Below are 19,185 nucleotides of genomic sequence, written 5' to 3'. Positions count from 1 at the left end.
GAAGCTACTCTGCCCAGTGTCTGAGTAGGTTGTTATAGCTTTTACTTAAACGGTCATACTGGTGTGTTTTGCCACGTTGATCTAACTCTTCAGACATGGAACACTTTAAATCAAACAGCAGTTCGCGTTGTTCAGCACTTCGTACATGACTTTGAATCCAGCCGACCATGGCTAGTCGTTCTCCAGCACGAACCGCATTGACATGGTGAAGATAGTGACTTGGGTAGACTAACAGATCACCACTGCCAAGTTTCCAGCTGCGTTCCCCCGTGGTATCTTCAATAACCAGCTCGCCGCCTTGATAGTCATCGATTGGGCTTAGCCCTAAAGTAAATGAAATATCGGTTCTGATGTGCCCCATCAGCGCATCATCAACGTGCAAACCGTACTCTTGATTCGTTTGATATTGGTTGACCATGACGTTAACGAATTGCTTGGCAAAAGTTACGCCAGAAAACAGAGGGTTCTTTTTGAGATGATTCAGGAGCATGAGTAACGCAGCAGGTTTGTCGTTTTGTAGACGAAGCTGTTGATTATTTTTGACTTGTTTAGCGGCGCGCCCAGCGGTTTCAATGCCATCAGTGAAGTGCTCATTGCGCAGCGACTCGACAATAGCGTCCAGCGTTCCAGGTTCTACAGCATTTTCAATATGTAAAATCATGCATCATCAACTTTTGAATAGATTGGTATTGAGAATTATTCGCATCTGTGAAATCATAGCCAGTATATCAACTCTAATGATTAAAAGGTAACTCTATGGTTAAAAAGAGTATGTCTAAAAAGCGCTTTGAGAAACGTAAAGTATGGGCTGGCGTGGGCACGGCTTTATTAGCGACTAGTGCTGCAACTGCGACAGCAGAGCAAAGCGATACTGATACTTATACAGCACTATCAAGCTCTGTTTTCAGTTATTCTGCGATGTCTCTCGGTGAGGGAGGAGAAACCGGTGGAGAAGGTGGCGAAGGCGAGGGTGAAGGAGAGGGCGCTACGAAGGCTGACCTCAGCTCTGACAATGCGGCCTACCTTGCTCGCTTAGGCTTAATTCGAGGCCACCTATGGGTAGGGCTTAAACTGTATCGTGAAGGTCACTTGGCGATGGCTAAGACTCACATGAAGCATCCGGAAGATGAACTTTACGCGGGTCTAGAGCCTGTATTTGAAGCGCGTGGTGTTAATGGATTCGGCCAAGAGCTAAGCGACTTGGCTGATGCCGTAAACAACGAACAAGGCGATGAAGCGGTGGAGCTAGCATACAGCAAGCTGTTAGGGGCTATCACGGCGAGCGAATCTATGGCTAAGATGACAGCGAAAGAAGCGCTTCTGAGTATCAGCCAAATGATTCGAACGGCAGCAGACGAGTATGCAATTGGAGTCAAAAAGGGCGAGATTGTGAATGTGCATGAGTATCAAGATGCTTACGGCTTTACAGAGATTGCGATTGAGCGCTTGGAGCGTTTAAGTGATGAGCAGAAAGCGCAAGCACAAAGTGACATCGACAATGCCAAAACGATTTTAGTGAAGTTGAGAACCTTGTGGCCGACGGTGAATCCTGAGGGTGATGTAGAAGGCGAAGCATCACATCTGTACGGAGCTGCGGCGAGAATTGAGTTATCAGCTTTGAACTAGCATACCCCGCTAATAAAAAACCGCCTTAGGGCGGTTTTTTTATGTTTATAGTAGGGTACTTGCTTCCTTGGCAATAAAGTCATCGAGCCAGCTTCGGAGTCTACGATTTTTAATGTAGCCGCAATGACCGCCATACTTTGTAAGGTACTTGGTGAGGTAAGGGCTGTCAGGAAGTGAGTAAATATCCTGATATTCAATGATTGGATCATCTTTGCTCATCAGAATGGTGGTCGGTGAGCTAATCTGGCTTAAACGATCACCGCAGATATTATAACCGTCAAAATAGTCATTAATGGTTTCATAGTCTCCGTAATACTGTACCAACTTTTCAGTTAATTCACGCATGGAGTCGGTCTTTAGGTCATCTTCTAAATCATAAATATCAGGGAATAATTGTTGTTTTTTTCGAATGGAGCGTTTCCATTTCAGCATAAAATATTTGATATAAAGCGACAGGCTGGTTTCTAGCTTTATAAGAATATCGGCGGGGTCCAGCGCGGGACAGACCGCAATGGTTTTGTCCAGAGTGATACCCGCTTGTTTGGCACGATTAGTGACACGAAGAGCGAAATTCCCTCCGAGCGAAAAACCACACAATAGTCGTTTGGGAGCTGGGAACTCTTGCTGAATCTTTTTAACCGCCTGTACCACTTCATCAATTCGGTTAGAGTGAAATAGCTCTTGGTTAAGATGGTGGCTAGTGCCATGATCGCGCAGGTTCAGCCGAACGACTGTGAAACCTTGCTGGTATAATGTGTGGGCAGAAGACAATAAATACAAAGACTCGTGACTGCCTTCCCAGCCATGAATTAAGATGGCGAGCGGTGCAACAGGCTGACCATCACGGTGTGGTTGACGGGTAACGAAACTCTGTAATTTAACGCCATCATCACAATCGATAATCCACTCTTCCGTGTTTTGGATCAGCTTATGTGCACGCTTTTTTATGTTGTTACGGCGTAGTTTGACGGTCGCCAACAGCGATTGTATGTGGGTGTTTCGGCACCAACGAGGCACAGGGAATGTGATGTTTTGAACAGATGACTCTGACATGATGAAGAGGCAGTTGAAAAGAGTCTGCTTACTCTATGTGAAACTTATGGAGATTACAAACCTAGCGGGTTAAGCGGCGCCTTTAATTCCCTGGATGAATGTTTCAAGGTCAAACTCCACCTCGTTGTCAGCGAGTGTGGTCTTAATTCTAAGTAATTCGCCGTTACTGTCTTGTGGTTGTTTGGTCAAATCGACGGCCCTGGGTTTTATACGGTTTTTATTGGCATCCGTCACTAATTCAACCACAGGTTCGAGCTTACTGTTTTCATTTACAGATAAGACGACGCCAACCTGGCCATTACTAAATTCAACCATGCTACCCACAGGGTAAACGCCAACCATTTGTATAAACTGTTTGATAAGTTGCTCATCGTATAAGTCACCTTGGCCTTTATACAGTTGAGATAGAGCGCGGGAAGGTGACATGCCCTTGCGATAACAGCGATCACTGATCATTGCATCATAACTGTCTACAATGGCAATGATTCGATCGTAAGTCGATAATAGTTCGGCAGAAACTTTTCGCGGATAGCCACGACCATTCATTCGTTCATGGTGGTTGTATGCCGCGGTACACACTTGTTCGTCAATACCACCATGATTGCGTAGAAAAACATAGCCAAGGACGGTATGTTCTTTAACAATTTTATATTCGTCTTCGGTCAACGGGCCTTCTTTGTTAAGGATATGCTGTGGGACTTTCATCTTCCCAACATCGTGTAGCATGCCACAGAGCCCTAACAACTCTAACTCAGCCCTAGGTAATTGTAAGTATTTGCCGAATGCAATTGAAAGTATACCTACTCGGATGCAGTGCTCGGCAGTGTATTCGTCTTTATTTTTGATTTTTGACAGCCAAAACATGGCTGTCTCGTCGCTTAAAATACTATCAACGCAGCTGGAGACCAGTTCTTTAGAGCCTTCTATGTCTATCTTGCTATCGCGTTGAACATCTCGCATCAATGTGTTGATGTGCTTATGGGATTTATCAAATGTTATTTGAGCTTTAGGCAATTCTTCTCGCAAACTGATGCTAGCTTGCTGAGGCGTTAAGTTGGGTTTTTTATAGATTTGCTCACGCTTTCGGTTAACTAGCTGTTGTGCATAAATAGTTTTGTAAGAGTGATAGTCAATATAGACGTGTTGACAATACTTGCGTAGTAAATTGATTTCTTTGTCTGACTCAATGGTCACTTCTTGGAACATGACCGGAACGTCTGTCCAAGGGCGATCAAGCTCAACGACTGTCATACCTTTTGTGAGCTTAGCAACTGGAATTTTTTTCTTTTCAACTTTGTGCGAGGTAACAGTACGCTGTGAAGCTGACTTCCTTGCTTCAGGCTTGGGCTTTAAGCCAAAAAATTGTAATAAAGAGCTGAACATTGTTCTTATCCATTACCTCCATTCCCCATATTAATCAATCTACTGAAATTTTCAATGAAAAGTGATGCGGATCACAAAAAACAATATTTGGTTAGTTGGATAGGGAGGCAGTCTTTGCAAGATACTGAAAAGTTCCTACTTGATTAATCAGTGAGGATAAACATCACTAGCCAAACCAAAAATCTACTGGTAAGGTATTCGGAGTTAATGCCTAAATATTATTGATTTATAACAAGTTAGGGCAAAAAATTTAGACCTATGATAGAACAATACGCACCGATTCTAGTCTTCATCCTGATAGGCTTGCTATTTGGAAGTGGCATGCTTTTGGTTGGTTATTTTGCCAGTCCAACGAAGCCCAGCGAAGCTAAGAACAAACCGTTTGAGTGCGGCTTTGATGCGTTTGAAGATTCGCGCATGAAATTTGATGTTCGATTCTATCTGGTCGCCATTCTCTTCATTATATTTGATCTCGAAATCGCTTTTTTGTTTCCATGGGCCGTAGTGCTTGATGAAATAGGTTGGTTTGGCTTAATTTCAATGAGTGTCTTTTTGCTCTTGTTATTGGTCGGCTTTGCTTATGAATGGAAAAAAGGCGCATTAGAGTGGGAGTAATGCATGGGGTTAGAGGAAAAACTCAATAGCGACGGATTTGTAACGACCAGTGTCCAAGACCTGTTGGATTGGGCTCGTACTGGTTCAATGTGGCCGGTCACTTTTGGGCTTGCGTGCTGTGCGATCGAAATGATGCATGCTGGCGCAGCACGGTATGATATGGACCGTTTTGGAGTGATTTTTCGACCGAGCCCACGTCAGTCTGATGTCATGATAGTGGCGGGGACATTAACCAACAAAATGGCTCCTGCTCTACGCAGAGTTTATGACCAAATGCCAGACCCTAAGTGGGTCATTTCAATGGGATCATGCGCTAATGGTGGTGGCTACTATCACTACTCCTATTCTGTCGTTCGAGGTTGTGATCGTATTATTCCTGTCGATATTTATGTGCCTGGTTGCCCACCGACAGCCGAGGCCCTGTTATACGGCATTATCCAACTACAAAACAAAATCAAGCGCCAGACGGTGATTGCCCGAAACTCTAGAAAAAGTAAATCACAAGAGACTGAAGACAGTGCTGAATCTAAATCCGGCGAGGTGACGAGTGTCTGAACCTTTAGTAAAGCAGCTGGGTGATATTTTTGAAGACTCGTTGGTTGCTTGCGAAGAGGCCTTGGGCGAGGTTACCGTTGAAGTGAGTAAGGATGACTTGCTGGATATATGCCGACAATTACGAGACCAAGATGAACTGGCGTTCGAGCAGTTGATTGATGTGACTGTGGTTGACTATTTGACTTATGGACAAGATGAATGGGCTACCACTGAAGCCACAGGTTCAGGTTTTAGCCGAGGGCGAGAAGAGTCGCAGCCAGTAAGAAAATCATGGCAACGTGAGCGTTTTGCAGTGGTTTATCACCTCTTATCCATTGCTCACAACCGACGCCTTAGAGTGAAGTGCTTTATTAAAGAAAATCGCCCCTCAATTCCTTCTGTTATTGATATTTGGGCAAGTGCTAACTGGTATGAGCGTGAGGCGTTTGATCTATTCGGGATTTTATTTCTAGGGCATCCAGATCTACGTCGCATCATGACCGACTATGGTTTTGTTGGACATCCTTTCCGCAAAGATTTCCCGTTAATCGGTAATGTGGAACTACGATTCGATGCTAAGCAAAATCGTTGCGTCTATGAACCGGTATCAATAGAACCTCGAGTGCTGGTACCGCGTGTGATTCGTAAGAAAAAAGATGAAACGGTGTATGTGGCGGCTCCAGAGCAGGGAGGTCGTGATGGCTGAAATTCGTAACTACACGGTCAACTTCGGACCACAGCATCCAGCGGCGCATGGTGTCTTGCGCTTGATTCTTGAGATGGATGGGGAAACCGTGGTGCGAGCCGATCCGCATGTTGGATTGTTGCACCGAGCGACAGAAAAACTGGCGGAGAGTAAGCCCTTCAATCAAAGCATTGGTTATATGGATCGTCTGGATTACGTGTCTATGATGTCTAACGAACATGCTTACGTGATGGCGATTGAAAAGTTGATGGGGATTACGCCCCCTAAGCGTGCGCAATACATTCGTGTAATGTTCGCGGAGATCACTCGAATTTTAAATCATTTAATGTGGTTAGGCGCGCACGGTTTAGACATCGGTGCTATGACGGTATTTTTGTATACGTTCCGTGAGCGAGAAACTTTGATGGATGCCTATGAAGCGGTCAGTGGTGCTCGCATGCACGCGACTTATTTCCGCCCCGGTGGCGTCTACCGCGACTTACCAGAAACCATGCCACAGTATAAAGAGTCGCCGTTCACGGATAAGAAAAAAGCCGATGAATTAAACGCGAATCGTCAGGGTTCGTTATTGGATTATTTGTGGGACTTCACAGAGAAGTTTCCTGACTGCATTAATGACTATGAAAGCTTGCTGACAGAAAACCGAATTTGGAAGCAACGAACCGTTGGCGTTGGTATTGTTCAGGCGGAGCGGGCATTACAGCTAGGCTTTAGTGGCCCCATGTTGCGAGGCTCTGGCGTTGAGTGGGACTTGCGCAAGAAGCAACCCTATGAAGTCTATGACGAGCTTGAGTTTGATATTCCAGTTGGCAAAACAGGCGATTGTTATGATCGTTACTTGGTGCGCATGGAAGAGATGCGTCAGTCCAATAAAATCGTGCGCCAATGTATCGAATGGTTGCGTCAAAACCCTGGCCCCGTGATGCTCGATAATCATAAAGTGGCTCCCCCTAATCGAGAAACCATGAAACATGATATGGAAGCGCTGATTCATCACTTTAAATTATTCACGGAAGGTTATTGCGTTCCAGAAGGTGAGGCTTATTCCGCCATTGAACACCCGAAAGGTGAATTTGGCATTTATCTTGTCTCTGACGGAGCCAATAAACCTTATCGCGTGAAAATTCGGGCAGCTGGTTTTGCTCACTTGTCAGCGATGAATGAAATGGTGAAAGGACACATGTTGGCAGATGTTGTGGCCATTATCGGTACGCAAGATATCGTGTTTGGTGAAATTGATCGCTAAGGTTATGAATAACAATGACTGATTCAGAGACCAAAACACTGAATGAAATCCTCAGCGCTGAAAGCTTTCAGCAGGTTGAGACCTGGGTTAGAAAATACCCAGAAGAGCGCAAGCGTGCCGCCATCATTCCGATTATGCTTATTGTGCAAGACGAGTGCGGTTATCTAACCCAAGACTTAATGGATGCGGTGGCGGATTATCTAAGTTGTCCAAAGATTGCAGCTTATGAAGTGGCAAGTTTTTATTCGATGTTTCGTTTAAAAGAAGCGGGCAAATATGTTATTTCTTTGTGCACCAATGTGTCGTGCATGCTGGCGGGCAGCGGTGATATAAAGAAGTGGTTTGAAGACGAGCTAGGCATTAAACCGGGTGAGACCACCTCTGACGGTACTTTTACGCTGAAGGAAGTGGAGTGCATGGCAGCCTGTGGTGGCGCGCCGATGTTAGAGGTAGACAAAAAATACCACGAAAATTTAAACGTTGATAAGGTTGCAGAACTTATCAAGGAGTTAAAGTAAGCATGGCAAATGAAGTTTGTTTTAGAACCTTAGAGCTAGACAAACCTTGGACGCTCGAGACCTATGAGTCTGCGGGTGGTTATGCCATGTGGCGCAAAATATTGGCTGAGAAAACTCCCGCCGAAGAGATTATTGAAGAACTCAAACTCTCAGCATTACGTGGTCGCGGGGGCGCAGGCTTTCCTACGGGGCTCAAGTGGAGCTTTATGCCAAAACATGCACCAGGTCAAAAGTATGTGGTGTGTAACTCCGATGAGGGTGAGCCGGGGACTTTTAAAGACCGCGATATATTACGCTATAACCCACATCAACTGATCGAGGGCATGGCGATCGGTGGTTATGTCATGGGGGCGACGGTCGGTTACAACTATATGCGTGGTGAATTTTACGAGCCGATAGAACGTTTTGAACAGGCCTTAAAAGAAGCTTACGAAGCTGGTTTATTGGGCAAAGATATTTTGCAATCTGGCGTTGATTTTGACCTGCATAGCCATGTTGGTGCCGGCGCTTATATTTGTGGCGAAGAAACCGCTTTATTGGAGTCGTTGGAAGGTAAAAAAGGTCAGCCAAGATTTAAGCCGCCATTCCCCGCAAATTACGGTCTCTTTGGTCGTCCGACGAATGTGAACAATACCGAAAGTTACGCTTCTGTCCCCATCATTTTAGAGAAAGGGGGGCAGTGGTTCTTGGACTTAGGAAAGGAAAACAACGGCGGCACGAAAATATTCTCAGTATCAGGCCATGTCAATAAACCAGGCAATTATGAAATTGGTTTGGGTACGCCATTTAAGGATTTACTGGAGATGGCAGGCGGCATGAAAAACGGCAAGAAATTAAAGGCTGTGATTCCGGGTGGTTCCAGTGCTCCGGTATTGCCTGCGGATGTCATGATGGACATTACCATGGATTATGATGCGATTGGTAAAGCTGGCTCCATGCTGGGTTCAGGGGCGGTGATTATCATGGATGAAGATACCGATATGGTTGAGGTTTTGGGGCGAATTGCACACTTTTATTATGAAGAATCTTGTGGTCAATGTACGCCTTGTCGTGAAGGTACGGGCTGGATGTCACGTATGATTCACCGCATCGCACGGGGTGAGGGGCAGGTCGAAGACTTGGCCAAGTTGGATGAAATCGCTGGCAATATCATGGGCCGCACGATTTGTGCGCTGGGTGATGCTGCGGCAATGCCAGTGCAAAGCTTTATTAAATACTTTAAAGATGAGTTTGTGGCCAAAATTGAGCAAGCTCAAAAGACCCGCAAGGCAAGTTAGTCTGATTGTGATGATGCATCAGATGAAAAGATTAGTGAAACAAACGAGGACACGATAAGCCAATGGTTTCGATTGAAATTGATGGTAAAAAAATAGAAGCCGAGCAGGGCTCTATGATTATTGAAGTGGCGGATGCTAACGGCATCACCATTCCTCGTTTTTGTTACCACAAAAAATTATCCATCGCAGCGAATTGCCGCATGTGTTTAGTGGAAGTTGATGGTGTCAAAAAGCCACTGCCTGCCTGCGCCACCCCAATTTCTGATGGCATGGTGGTGAAAACTCAGTCTGACTTTGCACAGCAATCGCAAAAATCGGTAATGGAGTTTTTACTGATTAACCATCCGCTGGACTGCCCGATTTGTGATCAAGGTGGCGAGTGCGAGTTGCAAGATGTGGCTCTGGAATATGGCAATGATGTTTCGCGCTTTACTGAAAAGAAACGTGCGGTGGTGGATGAGGATTTAGGACCTCTGATTGAAACAGAGATGACCCGCTGTATTCATTGCACACGTTGCGTGCGCTTTGGGCGGGAAGTTGCGGGTATTCGTGAGCTTGGTGCGGTTGGGCGCGGTGAACATATGGAAATCAGCACCTTTATCGAACAATCAGTAGACTCTGAGGTCTCGGGGAATATTATTGATTTGTGCCCTGTCGGTGCTTTAACGGCGAAACCGTCGCGCTATCAGGCGCGGTCGTGGGAGATGGCGCAGCGTGACTCAGTTTCCCCTCACGATTGTATTGGTGCCAACTTGCATGTTCACACTTTGCGAAACCGAGTCATACGTGTGGTGCCAAAAGATAATGAAGCCGTTAACGAAGTTTGGCTGGCTGATCGTGACCGTTATTCTTATGAAGCCTTGGAAAAAAGCGAGCGCTTGCTTAAGCCGATGCTCAAGCATAATGGCGAGTGGAAAGAAGTTGACTGGGAAACGGCTCTGGAGCGTACCGCGAGTAAGTTAAACATGACGGTACAGACGGATGGTTCCGATCAAATTGCAGCCATTGCACACCCGAGCTCAACCACTGAAGAAATGTATTTATTGCAGAAGGTGATGCGTGGCTTGGGTTCAAACAATATTGACCACCGCTTACGAGTCACTGATTTTGCTTGGCAGAAATTTGAGCCTTTGCACCCTGAACTGGGTGTTGACCTGTCAGAGCTGGAAAACTTAGACGCTTGCTTACTGATAGGAGCGAACCTGCGTAAAGAGCAACCACTGGCATCACTGCGTGTTCGAAAAGCCACTCGCTACGGCGACGTTGCGTCGATTGGTTTATACCCTGTGTACCATAACTTTGATCTCAAGCATGAGATCATTACCGATGCTGAAACTTGGTTAGGTCAGCTAGCAGGGATCACTAAGTATTTATATCAAAATCAAGATGATAGTGACAAAGAGCAATGGGCTGACGCGATGGACCTTGAGGGGCTTGAGGAGCTGTTAGCGCCAATTAATATCCGCGATGAGCACCGCGACATTGCAGAGATGTTGCTTAAAGGGGAAAAGTCGAGCGTTATTCTAGGAGCCAGTGCATTAGAGTTTAGTTATGCTGGGCACATTCGCTTGATGGCAAAAGCCATTGCCAACTTGTCTGGCGCCAGCTACGGATTTTTCCCCCATGGTGGCAACAGCGTGGGTGCCTATTTGGCAGGTGCAATCCCACACCGAGGCCCAGCAGGCGCGGATGTGGAGCAGGATGGGCAGCATATTAAGGACTTGTTTGAACAAGGTAAGAAGAATTACGTTTTGCTCAAAACTGAACCGGGCAAAGAGTCGGTGATGGGCGAGCAGGCATTGAATAGCTTGCGTAGTGCTGACTTTGTGGTGTCGATGACCTGTCATGCGGATGATGAGGCCTTTGAGTACGCTGATGTGATTTTGCCCGTTGCCAGCTTTTTAGAGACGTCGGGTTCATACGTTAATGTGAATGGTTTATGGCAAGACTTCGCTGCGTCGGTTAACGCTCCTGGAGAGGCCAAGCCCGCTTGGAAAGTGCTGAGGGTTCTCGGTAACTTGCTGAATTTGAAGAATTTTGATTATGTGTCAGCAGAGGATGTTAGAAAAGAAGTGAAAGGTCGCTTGAGCGCTGTTGGTGACCGAATCAAACCTAAATGGCAATGCCCAGAAAAACTACCGCGAGATGGTTTCTCACCACGTCCCGTCAATATGTACCAAATTGATGGCTGGCTTCGACGGGCACCATCGCTTCAAGACACTGCACTAGCAAAAGGGCAGGAAGTATTGAAGCGACCTCGATTAAGTCCGTTCCATAATATTGTGGGGGGCGTTTGATGCTAGACATCATCATCGACTTCTTCATCATTGGAACTAAGATCGGCTTGATTTTGTTGCCGCTAATTTTAGCGGTCGCTTACACCACTTATGCCGAGCGCAAAATTATCGGCTACATGCAGATGCGTGTTGGGCCAAATCGAGTTGGACCGAAGGGTTGGTTACAGCCGATTGCTGATGTCATTAAGTTATTGATGAAAGAGGTGGTGATTCCCTCTGGCGCCAATAAAGGCTTGTTTTTATTAGCGCCAATTTTATTTATCGCGCCGTCTTTTGCCGCCTGGGCGGTGATACCGTTTGATGCAGAATTGGTCCTTGCGAATAGTGATGTGGGCTTACTCTACATTCTAGCCATGACCTCAATAGCGGTTTATGGTGTCATCATTGCTGGGTGGGCATCGAATTCAAAGTATGCGCTACTAGGCTCACTCAGGTCAGCGTCACAAATTATTTCCTACGAGATCGCCATGGGTTTTGCGTTAGTTGGCGTCTTAATGGCCTCTGGCAGCATGAATCTGGGAGAAATCGTTAAAGGGCAAGAGGGAGGCTTCTGGCACTGGTACTGGATTCCGTTATTGCCGTTGTTGGTGATTTACTGGATTTCAGGAGTTGCAGAGACCAACCGAGCACCCTTTGACTTACCTGAAGGTGAGTCAGAAATCGTGGCAGGCTTTCATGTTGAGTATGCAGGCATTTCTTTTGCGCTCTTCTTCTTAGCTGAATACGCTAACATGATTTTGATTTCCGTCCTGACTGCTTTGTTCTTTTTTGGCGGATGGCTCAATCCATTCCAAGGTATTCCTTTTATTGAGGGCATCACAAACTGGGTGCCGGGTATCGCTTGGTTGTTATTAAAAGCGGGTTTCTTCCTATTCTTAATGATTTGGTTGCGGGCGACCTTTCCGCGCTATCGATATGATCAGATTATGCGCCTAGGCTGGAAAGTGTTTATTCCAGTGACGGTTGTTTGGTTGATGATTTTAACCTTCATGATTAAAGCTGGTGTTGGTCCTTGGTTCACAGGAAGAGGTGTTTTCTAATGTCGAAACTCAAACACTTTTTCAGAAGTTACACCCTAAAAGATTTATTAACGGGGTTGCGGATTACGGGTAAGCATCTGTGGCGGCGGAAAGTCACGGTACAGTTTCCTGAAGAGCAAACACCGCAGTCGCCAAGGTTTCGCGGATTGCATGCGTTACGTCGTTATCCGAACGGTGAAGAGCGCTGTATTGGCTGTAAGTTGTGTGAGGCGGTATGCCCCGCGGCAGCGATTACGATTGATGCGGGCCCACGACAAGATGACGGTACGCGCCGAACAACTCGTTACGAAATTGATATGTTTAAGTGCATCTACTGTGGGTTTTGCGAAGAGTCCTGCCCTGTAGATTCCATCGTTGAGACTCGCGTCATGGACTATCACTTTGAACAGCGAGGTGACAATATTTTGACCAAAGCGCAACTATTAGCGATTGGGGATAAGTACGAAGAACAAATTGCTGAGGACAGAAAGCAAGATGCGAAATACCGATAATAGCAACAGCGCCATAAGCAACAGTAAGGGCTATCAATGACCGTTGAGTCCATTGTCTTTTACGTATTCGCGGCCTTGACCGTGATTGGGGCTTTAGGCGTTATTACGATGCGCAATGCTGTGCAGGCTGTGTTGTGTCTTGTTTTGACGTTTTTCTCAGCAGCAGTGCTGTGGATGCTGCTGGAAGCTGAGTTCCTGGCAGTCACTTTAGTGCTGGTCTATGTCGGTGCCGTGATGGTGCTTTTCTTATTCGTGGTAATGATGCTGGACGTGGACTACGCGAGCCTCAAGTCTGGTTTTACTAAATACTTGCCCTTGGGCATTGTTACGGCATTAGCCCTATTTGGAGCGATTTACTGGGTTATTCGCAGTGAAGTGTTAGGCGATATGCCGGAGCCAGCTAAACATAGCGCTGAGTACAGTAATGTCACTGTACTGGGCCGATTGCTTTATACCGACTATTTCTATGCTTTTGAAATTGCTGGGGTGATCTTGCTGGTGGCGATTGTCGCTGCGATTAGCTTGACGTTTCGTGGCCGTCGTGAGCGCCGTGGACAAAGCGTTCCAATGCAACATCAAGCCAGCCGTGAGGAGCGTTTGCGAGTGGTCAGCATGGAGTCTGGCCCGCGACAAGATGCGCATTTACGTAAAGAAGAAGAGGCTAAGAAAAAGCCAAAGTCAAAGCGCAAGAAAAAGACCAAAGGAGATGATGCATGAGTTTAACGCATTATTTAGTTGTTAGTGCTTTGCTGTTTTCGATCAGTGTCGTCGGCATCATTATCAATCGCAAGAATGTGATTACCTTGCTGATGTGCATCGAACTGATGCTGTTAGCTGTGAATACTAACTTTATTGCCTTCTCGCGATACTTGAACGATGAAGTGGGGCAAGTTTTTGTCTTCTTTATATTGACCGTAGCTGCAGCAGAGGCAGCCATCGGACTGGCTATTCTAGTGGTCTTGTTCCGCACCAATAAGAAGATTGATGTAGCAGAGTTGAAGGAGTTGAAAGGCTAATGACGATACAAGCCCAATTACTCATTGCCGTTTTAGCACCACTCGTTGGAGCGATTCTGGCTGGCTTGTTGGGCAAAAAGATAGGCAAAGTCGCTACTCACCGAGTGACGATTGCTGGGGTTCTGATTTCTTTTATTATTTCTGTGAGATGGTTTTTTGGCTTTTTGTGGGGCGACGCTACGGCAGTAGACGTCACTATTTACGAATGGGCGCGCTTTGGTGAAGTTACCATTCAGATAGGCTTCCTGCTGGACAGCTTAACCTCGATCATGATGTTGGTGGTGACGTTTGTCAGCTTGATGGTGCATATCTATTCGATTGGTTATATGCATGATGATTCAGGTTACCAGCGCTTCTTCAGCTATATCTCGTTATTCACCTTCTCGATGCTGATGTTGGTGATGTCCAACAATTTCTTGCAGCTGTTTTTCGGCTGGGAAGCGGTCGGTGTGGTTTCTTACCTGCTGATTGGCTTTTGGTATCAAAAAGACAGCGCGACTTTCGCCAACATGAAAGCCTTCCTAGTCAATCGAGTGGGTGATTTCGGTTTCTTGTTAGGGATTGGAGCCATTTTCTTACTCTTCGGCACTTTTGATTATGCGCCAATATTTAAAACCATGGGGCAAGCAGAAGAGTTGGTGTCATTAGGTAGCCAACAAAAAGTTAATGCTTTGGCGCTAGTCGGGCTTGATCATAGCTTCCCTGTTTGGGGTGAGCTTGAATGGTCAGCGATCAGCTTTATTTGTATCTGTCTATTTATCGGCGCCATGGGTAAGTCGGCGCAGGTCCCGTTGCATGTTTGGCTCCCTGATTCGATGGAAGGCCCAACGCCTATTTCTGCGCTAATCCATGCGGCCACCATGGTCACGGCAGGTGTGTTCATGGTCGCTCGGATGTCACCGCTGTTTGAGTTTTCTGAAACTGCTTTAGGCATGGTGACCTTGATTGGTGCCATAACAGCTTTGTTTATGGGGCTGGTGGCTATTGTGCAAAACGATATCAAGCGCATCATTGCTTATTCCACCTTGTCACAGCTGGGCTACATGGTGGTGGCGTTAGGTGTTTCAGCGTATTCAGCCGCTATTTTCCACTTGTTTACTCACGCCTTTTTCAAAGCCTTGCTGTTCTTGGGCGCTGGTTCTGTGATCGTGGCGCTGCATCATGAGCAGGATATTCGCAAGATGGGCGGGTTATACAAAAAATTACCGATCACCTACTGGTGTACTTTGATTGGTACTTTGGCTTTAATCGGCACGCCGCTGTTTTCGGGCTTTTATTCAAAAGACACCATTATTTCGGCAGTAGCCGCAGCCGAAGGTGGCTTCAGCGGATTCGCACATTTCGCAGTATTAGCAGGGGTCTTAGTAACCGCTATTTACAGTATTCGACTATTAATCCTCGTGTTTCATGGGAAAACACGAATGGAGCAGGAGCAGTTTAATCATTTAACCGAGTCGCCAAGGGTGATTACTTGGCCGTTGATAGCATTGGCGATACCGTCACTCTTAGCAGGGTTTGTGTTTGCTAAAGACTTACTGTTCCGCTCTTTCTTTGATGATTCGATAACGGTTTTAGAACAGCATGACGTGTTAGCTTCTGTCGAACAGTACTTTGGCGACGCTCTGAGTTTTGCGCTACATGGTGTGATGAGCCCGGTATTTTTAATGCTAGTCGCGGGTGTCGTTATTGCCATTGTCGTGTATGGCTGGGCGCCTCGCTTTATTACCATGTGGGCTGTTTTCTTGAAGCCAGTTAAAAAGCTGTTGGAGAAGAAGTACTTCTTTGATGAGTTCAACCAGTACGTTTTTGCTCGAGGTAGTCATTGGCTAGGGCAGGTCTTTTGGCGCTATGGAGATAAGGCCGTGATTGATGAAGGCATTATTGATGGTGGCACAAATGCAATCAAAGTCATTGCGTCAAAGGTTCGTAAATTACAAACCGGTTACTTATTTCACTACGCACTCTTCATGCTGATTGGCTTAGTCGGCTTTTTGGCGTGGCTGCTATTTAAAGGTTAGAGCGATGGGAACGGATAATACATTATTATGTTAGAACAGTTACCCGTACTTAGTTTATTGATCTGGCTTCCGCTGTTAAGTGGAATCTTAGTGCTGCTGAGTCCCGGCGACAAAATGCTGGTGTGGAGTCAGCGCTTTGGGGTCGTTGTATCCCTGGCGGTATTGGCGTTAAGTGTTTGGTTACTCGCCGCTTTTGATACCACGACTGCAGAGTTTCAATTTGTCGAGCGTGGTGACTGGATCCCTTCGTTAAATATTGGTTATGAACTTGGTGTAGATGGTATAGCCTTGCCTCTAGTAGTTCTGACTGGTTTGATAAATTTGTTAGTGCTTTTTGGGTCTACTCATTCAATTAAGTTTAGACAAACCCAATTTGTGGCTGCAGTATTATTGCTGACCGGGGCTATGAACGGCGTGTTCTTAGCGCAAGATAGCATCTTGTTTTATGTGTTTTGGGAAGCGATGTTAATACCGATGTTCTTAATGATCGGTATATGGGGTGGGCCTAACCGAATCTACGCCACGATAAAGTTTTTCTTATATACCTTCTTTGGTTCAATCTTTATGCTGGTCGCGTTAATTTATATGGGACGCGAAACGGGCGACTTTTCAATTCAAGCGATGCAAGGCATGCCTTTAAGTGGCACCGAGCAAAGCTGGATCTTTTGGGCCTTTTTACTGGCCTTCGCGGTGAAAATACCAATGGTGCCTGTTCACACTTGGTTGCCGGATGCTCACGTCGAAGCGCCGACTGGCGGCTCGGTAATTCTTGCAGCGATTATGTTGAAAATGGGTGGCTATGGCTTTTTACGCTTCAGTTTACCTATTACGCCCGATGCAGCCGGTGCTTATGCCAACCTGATAATTGTATTATCGCTTATTGCGATTGTGTATATTGGTTTTGTCGCGCTAGCGCAGAAAGACATGAAAAAACTGATAGCTTACTCATCGATTGCACACATGGGTTTTGTGACCTTAGGCACCTTTATTATCCTTAAGTTAATTAATATGGATGCCCAGTCGATGGCAGTACAAGGCGCTATGGTGCAAATGGTTTCCCATGGTTTAGTGTCGGGTGCGCTCTTTTTCTGCATTGGGGTTTTATACGACAGGCTGCATACCCGAAACATTAGCGATTATGGTGGTGTGGTGAACAGCATGCCGGTGTTTGCTACGTTGTTGATGCTGTTTATTTTTGCCAATGCAGGTTTGCCTGGAACCTCAGGCTTTGTCGGTGAGTTTTTTGTGATTATTTCTTCGTTCCAAGCCGATTGGAGAATTGCCCTGTTTGCTGGGCTTACACTCGTGTTAGGCGCGGCCTACAGCTTATGGTTTTATAAGCGAGTTATCTTTGGCAAAGCCGCGAACGATAAAATTGAACGATTGGACGACATTAATATTAGAGAAAGAAGCGTGTTAATTATTCTAGCGTTATTGGTTATTGCTTTAGGTGTCTACCCGCAGTTTTTGATTAACATCATGCAGCCAAGTATTGAGCAGCTGATTCAACTCACCAGCAGCAGTAAATTAGGGGGCTAGGATGACGCATAACTTGATACACCTGCTTCCAGAAATTTTTTTGCTGACGGCTGCTTGTATTATTTTATTGATTGATGTCTTTTCGAAAGATTTAGACCGAAATTTAACCTACCGCCTATCGCAGTTAGCTTTACTGGCAACTGCTGTGATTTGCATGGTGCAATTTCCAGACGTGCAATACCACTTATATGATCGTCACTTTATTCTCGATCCAATGGCCGGCATCATCAAGATCAGTGTGATCTTGCTCGCCATGCTGGCGCTGCTATTTGCGCGACCTTACATATTGCCACGTCGAATTCTTCGAGGTGAGTATTACCTGCTTCATTTATTTGCAGTACTTGGCATGATGGTGATGGTCAGTGGCGGCAGTTTATTAACGCTTTATCTTGGCTTGGAGCTATTGTCGCTGTCGTTATATGCCCTAGTCGCAATGCAGCGACATGCTTACCAGTCTGCAGAAGCTGCGGTAAAATACTTTGTGATGGGCGCTATCGCTAGCGGGTTCCTGTTGTACGGAATGTCTTTGGTTTACGGTGTGACGCAGGCGATACACTTGACTGATATCGCCGCTTACATTGCTGACAATGAAGCAAGTCTGACCTTGCGCTTTGGTCTGGTCTTTATTGTGGTAGCTATTGCCTTTAAGTTCGGCGCTGTGCCGTTTCAAATGTGGGTGCCGGACGTTTACGATGGCGCGCCGACCTCAACCACTGCGTTTTTATCTTCTGCACCTAAAGTCGCTGCGTTTGGTTTAGCCGTGCGCATATTCGGTTATGGCTTTATTGGGACTCTTATTGACTGGCAGGGGCTACTCATTATCTTGGCTTGCCTGTCCATGCTGGTGGGTAATATCGTTGCGTTAGCCCAAGACAACATCAAGCGGCTACTGGCCTATTCGGCAATTGCCCACATCGGCTACTTCTTGTTAGGACTACTCACTGGTACCGCGGAAGGTTTTGCGGCGTCATTCTTCTATATTTTGGCCTATGCGATTATGTCTCTAGGTGGTTTTGGCTGTTTGATTTATCTAGGCAAAGGCATCGAAGATGTTAAAAACATTGAGCAACTTAAAGGATTGGGGCGAAAGAACCCTTGGGGTGGCCTGTTAATTAGCGTCCTTTTCTTATCAATGGCCGGTTTGCCGCCGTTTGTCGGCTTCTGGGCGAAATTAGAAGTTTTCCTAGCCGTATTAAACTCTGGCTTTGTCTGGTTAGCCATTTTTGCCGCAATTATGTCGATTATTGGTCTTTTCTACTATCTGAAAGTGGTGAAGGTTATTTTCTTCGATGATCCTGAAAAAGAACAGAAGATTGTTGCTGCTCGCGGTTTACGCTTAGGACTGGGCTTAACCAGCTTAAGTGTGGTTGCGCTAGGGCTATTCCCAGCAAAACTGTTGGAGCTATGCGAGCAAGCGTTCCAGTATTTATAGGCTGTGAAGATTTATTGAAATTATTACGTCAGACCTCTTGTCAAAGCAATTTAAGTGAGTATAATGCGTTCCACGTTGAGGTAGGGACTTGTTAAATCTTCTACTGCAACGGGTCTTAAAGACCAAACTTATTAGTCGTACCAGAGTCTAGTAAGTACTCTTTCAAATAATAAGTTTGATAAGAGTTCATGGATGCGGGGTGGAGCAGCCTGGTAGCTCGTCGGGCTCATAACCCGAAGGTCGTCAGTTCAAATCTGGCCCCCGCTACCAACTTCTTAAACTTGTGAATAAGTGATAAGAAGTAAAGTGAGTCTAATTCATTGACTGACTTTCTATTATGAATATAATAATAAGGCCCCTTTATAGGGGCTTTATTGTTTGTAGCTAAAGTTCA

The 19,185-nt window shown here is 45.8% G+C and carries 18 protein-coding genes and 1 tRNA gene; 16 read left to right on the top strand and 3 right to left on the bottom strand.

The window, feature by feature from the left end:
- Window positions 1-4: 4 nt before the first annotated feature.
- Window positions 5-661, bottom strand: a complete 657-nt coding sequence (locus tag KFK88_RS00580; protein ID WP_223576714.1) for a Fe2+-dependent dioxygenase — start codon at window positions 659-661, stop codon at window positions 5-7.
- A 95-nt stretch (window positions 662-756) separates the two neighbouring features.
- Here KFK88_RS00580 and KFK88_RS00575 point away from each other — a divergent pair, with 95 nt between their 5' ends.
- A complete protein-coding gene (locus KFK88_RS00575) occupies window positions 757-1,626 on the top strand; it encodes a hypothetical protein (RefSeq protein ID WP_223576713.1) in 870 nt (289 codons plus the stop codon).
- A gap of 45 nt (window positions 1,627-1,671) precedes the next feature.
- Here the strand turns inward: KFK88_RS00575 and KFK88_RS00570 are convergent, their stop codons facing one another.
- A complete protein-coding gene (locus KFK88_RS00570; RefSeq protein ID WP_223576712.1) occupies window positions 1,672-2,679 on the bottom strand; it encodes a YheT family hydrolase in 1,008 nt (335 codons plus the stop codon).
- A 69-nt stretch (window positions 2,680-2,748) separates the two neighbouring features.
- Window positions 2,749-4,062, bottom strand: a complete 1,314-nt coding sequence (locus KFK88_RS00565; RefSeq protein WP_223576711.1) for an HD-GYP domain-containing protein — start codon at window positions 4,060-4,062, stop codon at window positions 2,749-2,751.
- Between the two features lie 258 nt (window positions 4,063-4,320).
- On the opposite strand from KFK88_RS00565, the gene KFK88_RS00560 reads away from it, so the two are divergent.
- From KFK88_RS00560 to KFK88_RS00490, 15 genes are all read left to right on the top strand, one after another.
- Complete coding sequence (locus KFK88_RS00560; RefSeq protein ID WP_223576710.1) at window positions 4,321-4,677, top strand: NADH-quinone oxidoreductase subunit A; 357 nt, start codon at window positions 4,321-4,323, stop codon at window positions 4,675-4,677.
- Window positions 4,678-4,680: 3 nt separating this feature from the next.
- The gene (locus tag KFK88_RS00555) at window positions 4,681-5,232 is read left to right on the top strand and encodes a NuoB/complex I 20 kDa subunit family protein (protein WP_223576709.1); all 552 of its coding nucleotides are present in this window, start codon (window positions 4,681-4,683) and stop codon (window positions 5,230-5,232) included.
- Window positions 5,225-5,917: an NADH-quinone oxidoreductase subunit C gene (locus KFK88_RS00550; protein ID WP_223576708.1), complete on the top strand. Its 693-nt coding sequence runs from the start codon at window positions 5,225-5,227 to the stop codon at window positions 5,915-5,917. Before KFK88_RS00555 ends, KFK88_RS00550 begins: the two co-directional genes overlap by 8 nt.
- Window positions 5,910-7,163, top strand: a complete 1,254-nt coding sequence (locus KFK88_RS00545) for an NADH-quinone oxidoreductase subunit D (RefSeq protein ID WP_263296320.1) — start codon at window positions 5,910-5,912, stop codon at window positions 7,161-7,163. The genes KFK88_RS00550 and KFK88_RS00545 overlap by 8 nt, the downstream gene beginning before the upstream one ends.
- Window positions 7,164-7,177: 14 nt before the next feature.
- Window positions 7,178-7,681, top strand: a complete 504-nt coding sequence (locus KFK88_RS00540; protein WP_223576706.1) for an NADH-quinone oxidoreductase subunit NuoE family protein — start codon at window positions 7,178-7,180, stop codon at window positions 7,679-7,681.
- Window positions 7,682-7,683: 2 nt separating this feature from the next.
- The gene (gene nuoF / locus KFK88_RS00535; RefSeq protein WP_223576705.1) at window positions 7,684-8,958 is read left to right on the top strand and encodes an NADH-quinone oxidoreductase subunit NuoF; all 1,275 of its coding nucleotides are present in this window, start codon (window positions 7,684-7,686) and stop codon (window positions 8,956-8,958) included.
- A gap of 62 nt (window positions 8,959-9,020) precedes the next feature.
- Window positions 9,021-11,255: an NADH-quinone oxidoreductase subunit NuoG gene (gene nuoG / locus KFK88_RS00530; protein ID WP_223576704.1), complete on the top strand. Its 2,235-nt coding sequence runs from the start codon at window positions 9,021-9,023 to the stop codon at window positions 11,253-11,255.
- Window positions 11,255-12,295, top strand: coding sequence for an NADH-quinone oxidoreductase subunit NuoH (gene nuoH, locus KFK88_RS00525; RefSeq protein WP_223576703.1), 1,041 nt, complete (start codon window positions 11,255-11,257; stop codon window positions 12,293-12,295). Before nuoG ends, nuoH begins: the two co-directional genes overlap by 1 nt.
- Window positions 12,295-12,786, top strand: a complete 492-nt coding sequence (nuoI, locus tag KFK88_RS00520; RefSeq protein WP_223576702.1) for an NADH-quinone oxidoreductase subunit NuoI — start codon at window positions 12,295-12,297, stop codon at window positions 12,784-12,786. The genes nuoH and nuoI overlap by 1 nt, the downstream gene beginning before the upstream one ends.
- Window positions 12,787-12,822: 36 nt before the next feature.
- On the top strand, window positions 12,823-13,503 hold the full coding sequence (locus tag KFK88_RS00515; protein WP_223576701.1) for an NADH-quinone oxidoreductase subunit J: 681 nt from the start codon (window positions 12,823-12,825) through the stop codon (window positions 13,501-13,503).
- Window positions 13,500-13,802, top strand: a complete 303-nt coding sequence (gene nuoK / locus KFK88_RS00510) for an NADH-quinone oxidoreductase subunit NuoK (RefSeq protein ID WP_223576700.1) — start codon at window positions 13,500-13,502, stop codon at window positions 13,800-13,802. The genes KFK88_RS00515 and nuoK overlap by 4 nt, the downstream gene beginning before the upstream one ends.
- The gene (nuoL, locus tag KFK88_RS00505) at window positions 13,802-15,820 is read left to right on the top strand and encodes an NADH-quinone oxidoreductase subunit L (RefSeq protein ID WP_223576699.1); all 2,019 of its coding nucleotides are present in this window, start codon (window positions 13,802-13,804) and stop codon (window positions 15,818-15,820) included. Before nuoK ends, nuoL begins: the two co-directional genes overlap by 1 nt.
- 27 nt (window positions 15,821-15,847) lie before the next feature.
- The gene (locus KFK88_RS00500; protein WP_223576698.1) at window positions 15,848-17,359 is read left to right on the top strand and encodes an NADH-quinone oxidoreductase subunit M; all 1,512 of its coding nucleotides are present in this window, start codon (window positions 15,848-15,850) and stop codon (window positions 17,357-17,359) included.
- A gap of 1 nt (window position 17,360) precedes the next feature.
- Entirely contained in the window at window positions 17,361-18,791 is a 1,431-nt protein-coding gene (gene nuoN / locus KFK88_RS00495) for an NADH-quinone oxidoreductase subunit NuoN (protein ID WP_223576697.1), read from the top strand.
- A gap of 193 nt (window positions 18,792-18,984) precedes the next feature.
- Window positions 18,985-19,061 (top strand) — tRNA-Met (locus KFK88_RS00490).
- The last annotated feature ends 124 nt before the right edge of the window (window positions 19,062-19,185 follow it).

This window comes from Kangiella taiwanensis (genome assembly GCF_020005165.1).
Lineage (GTDB): Bacteria > Pseudomonadota > Gammaproteobacteria > Enterobacterales > Kangiellaceae > Kangiella > Kangiella taiwanensis.
This window is presented reverse-complemented; position numbering and strand designations above follow the sequence as displayed.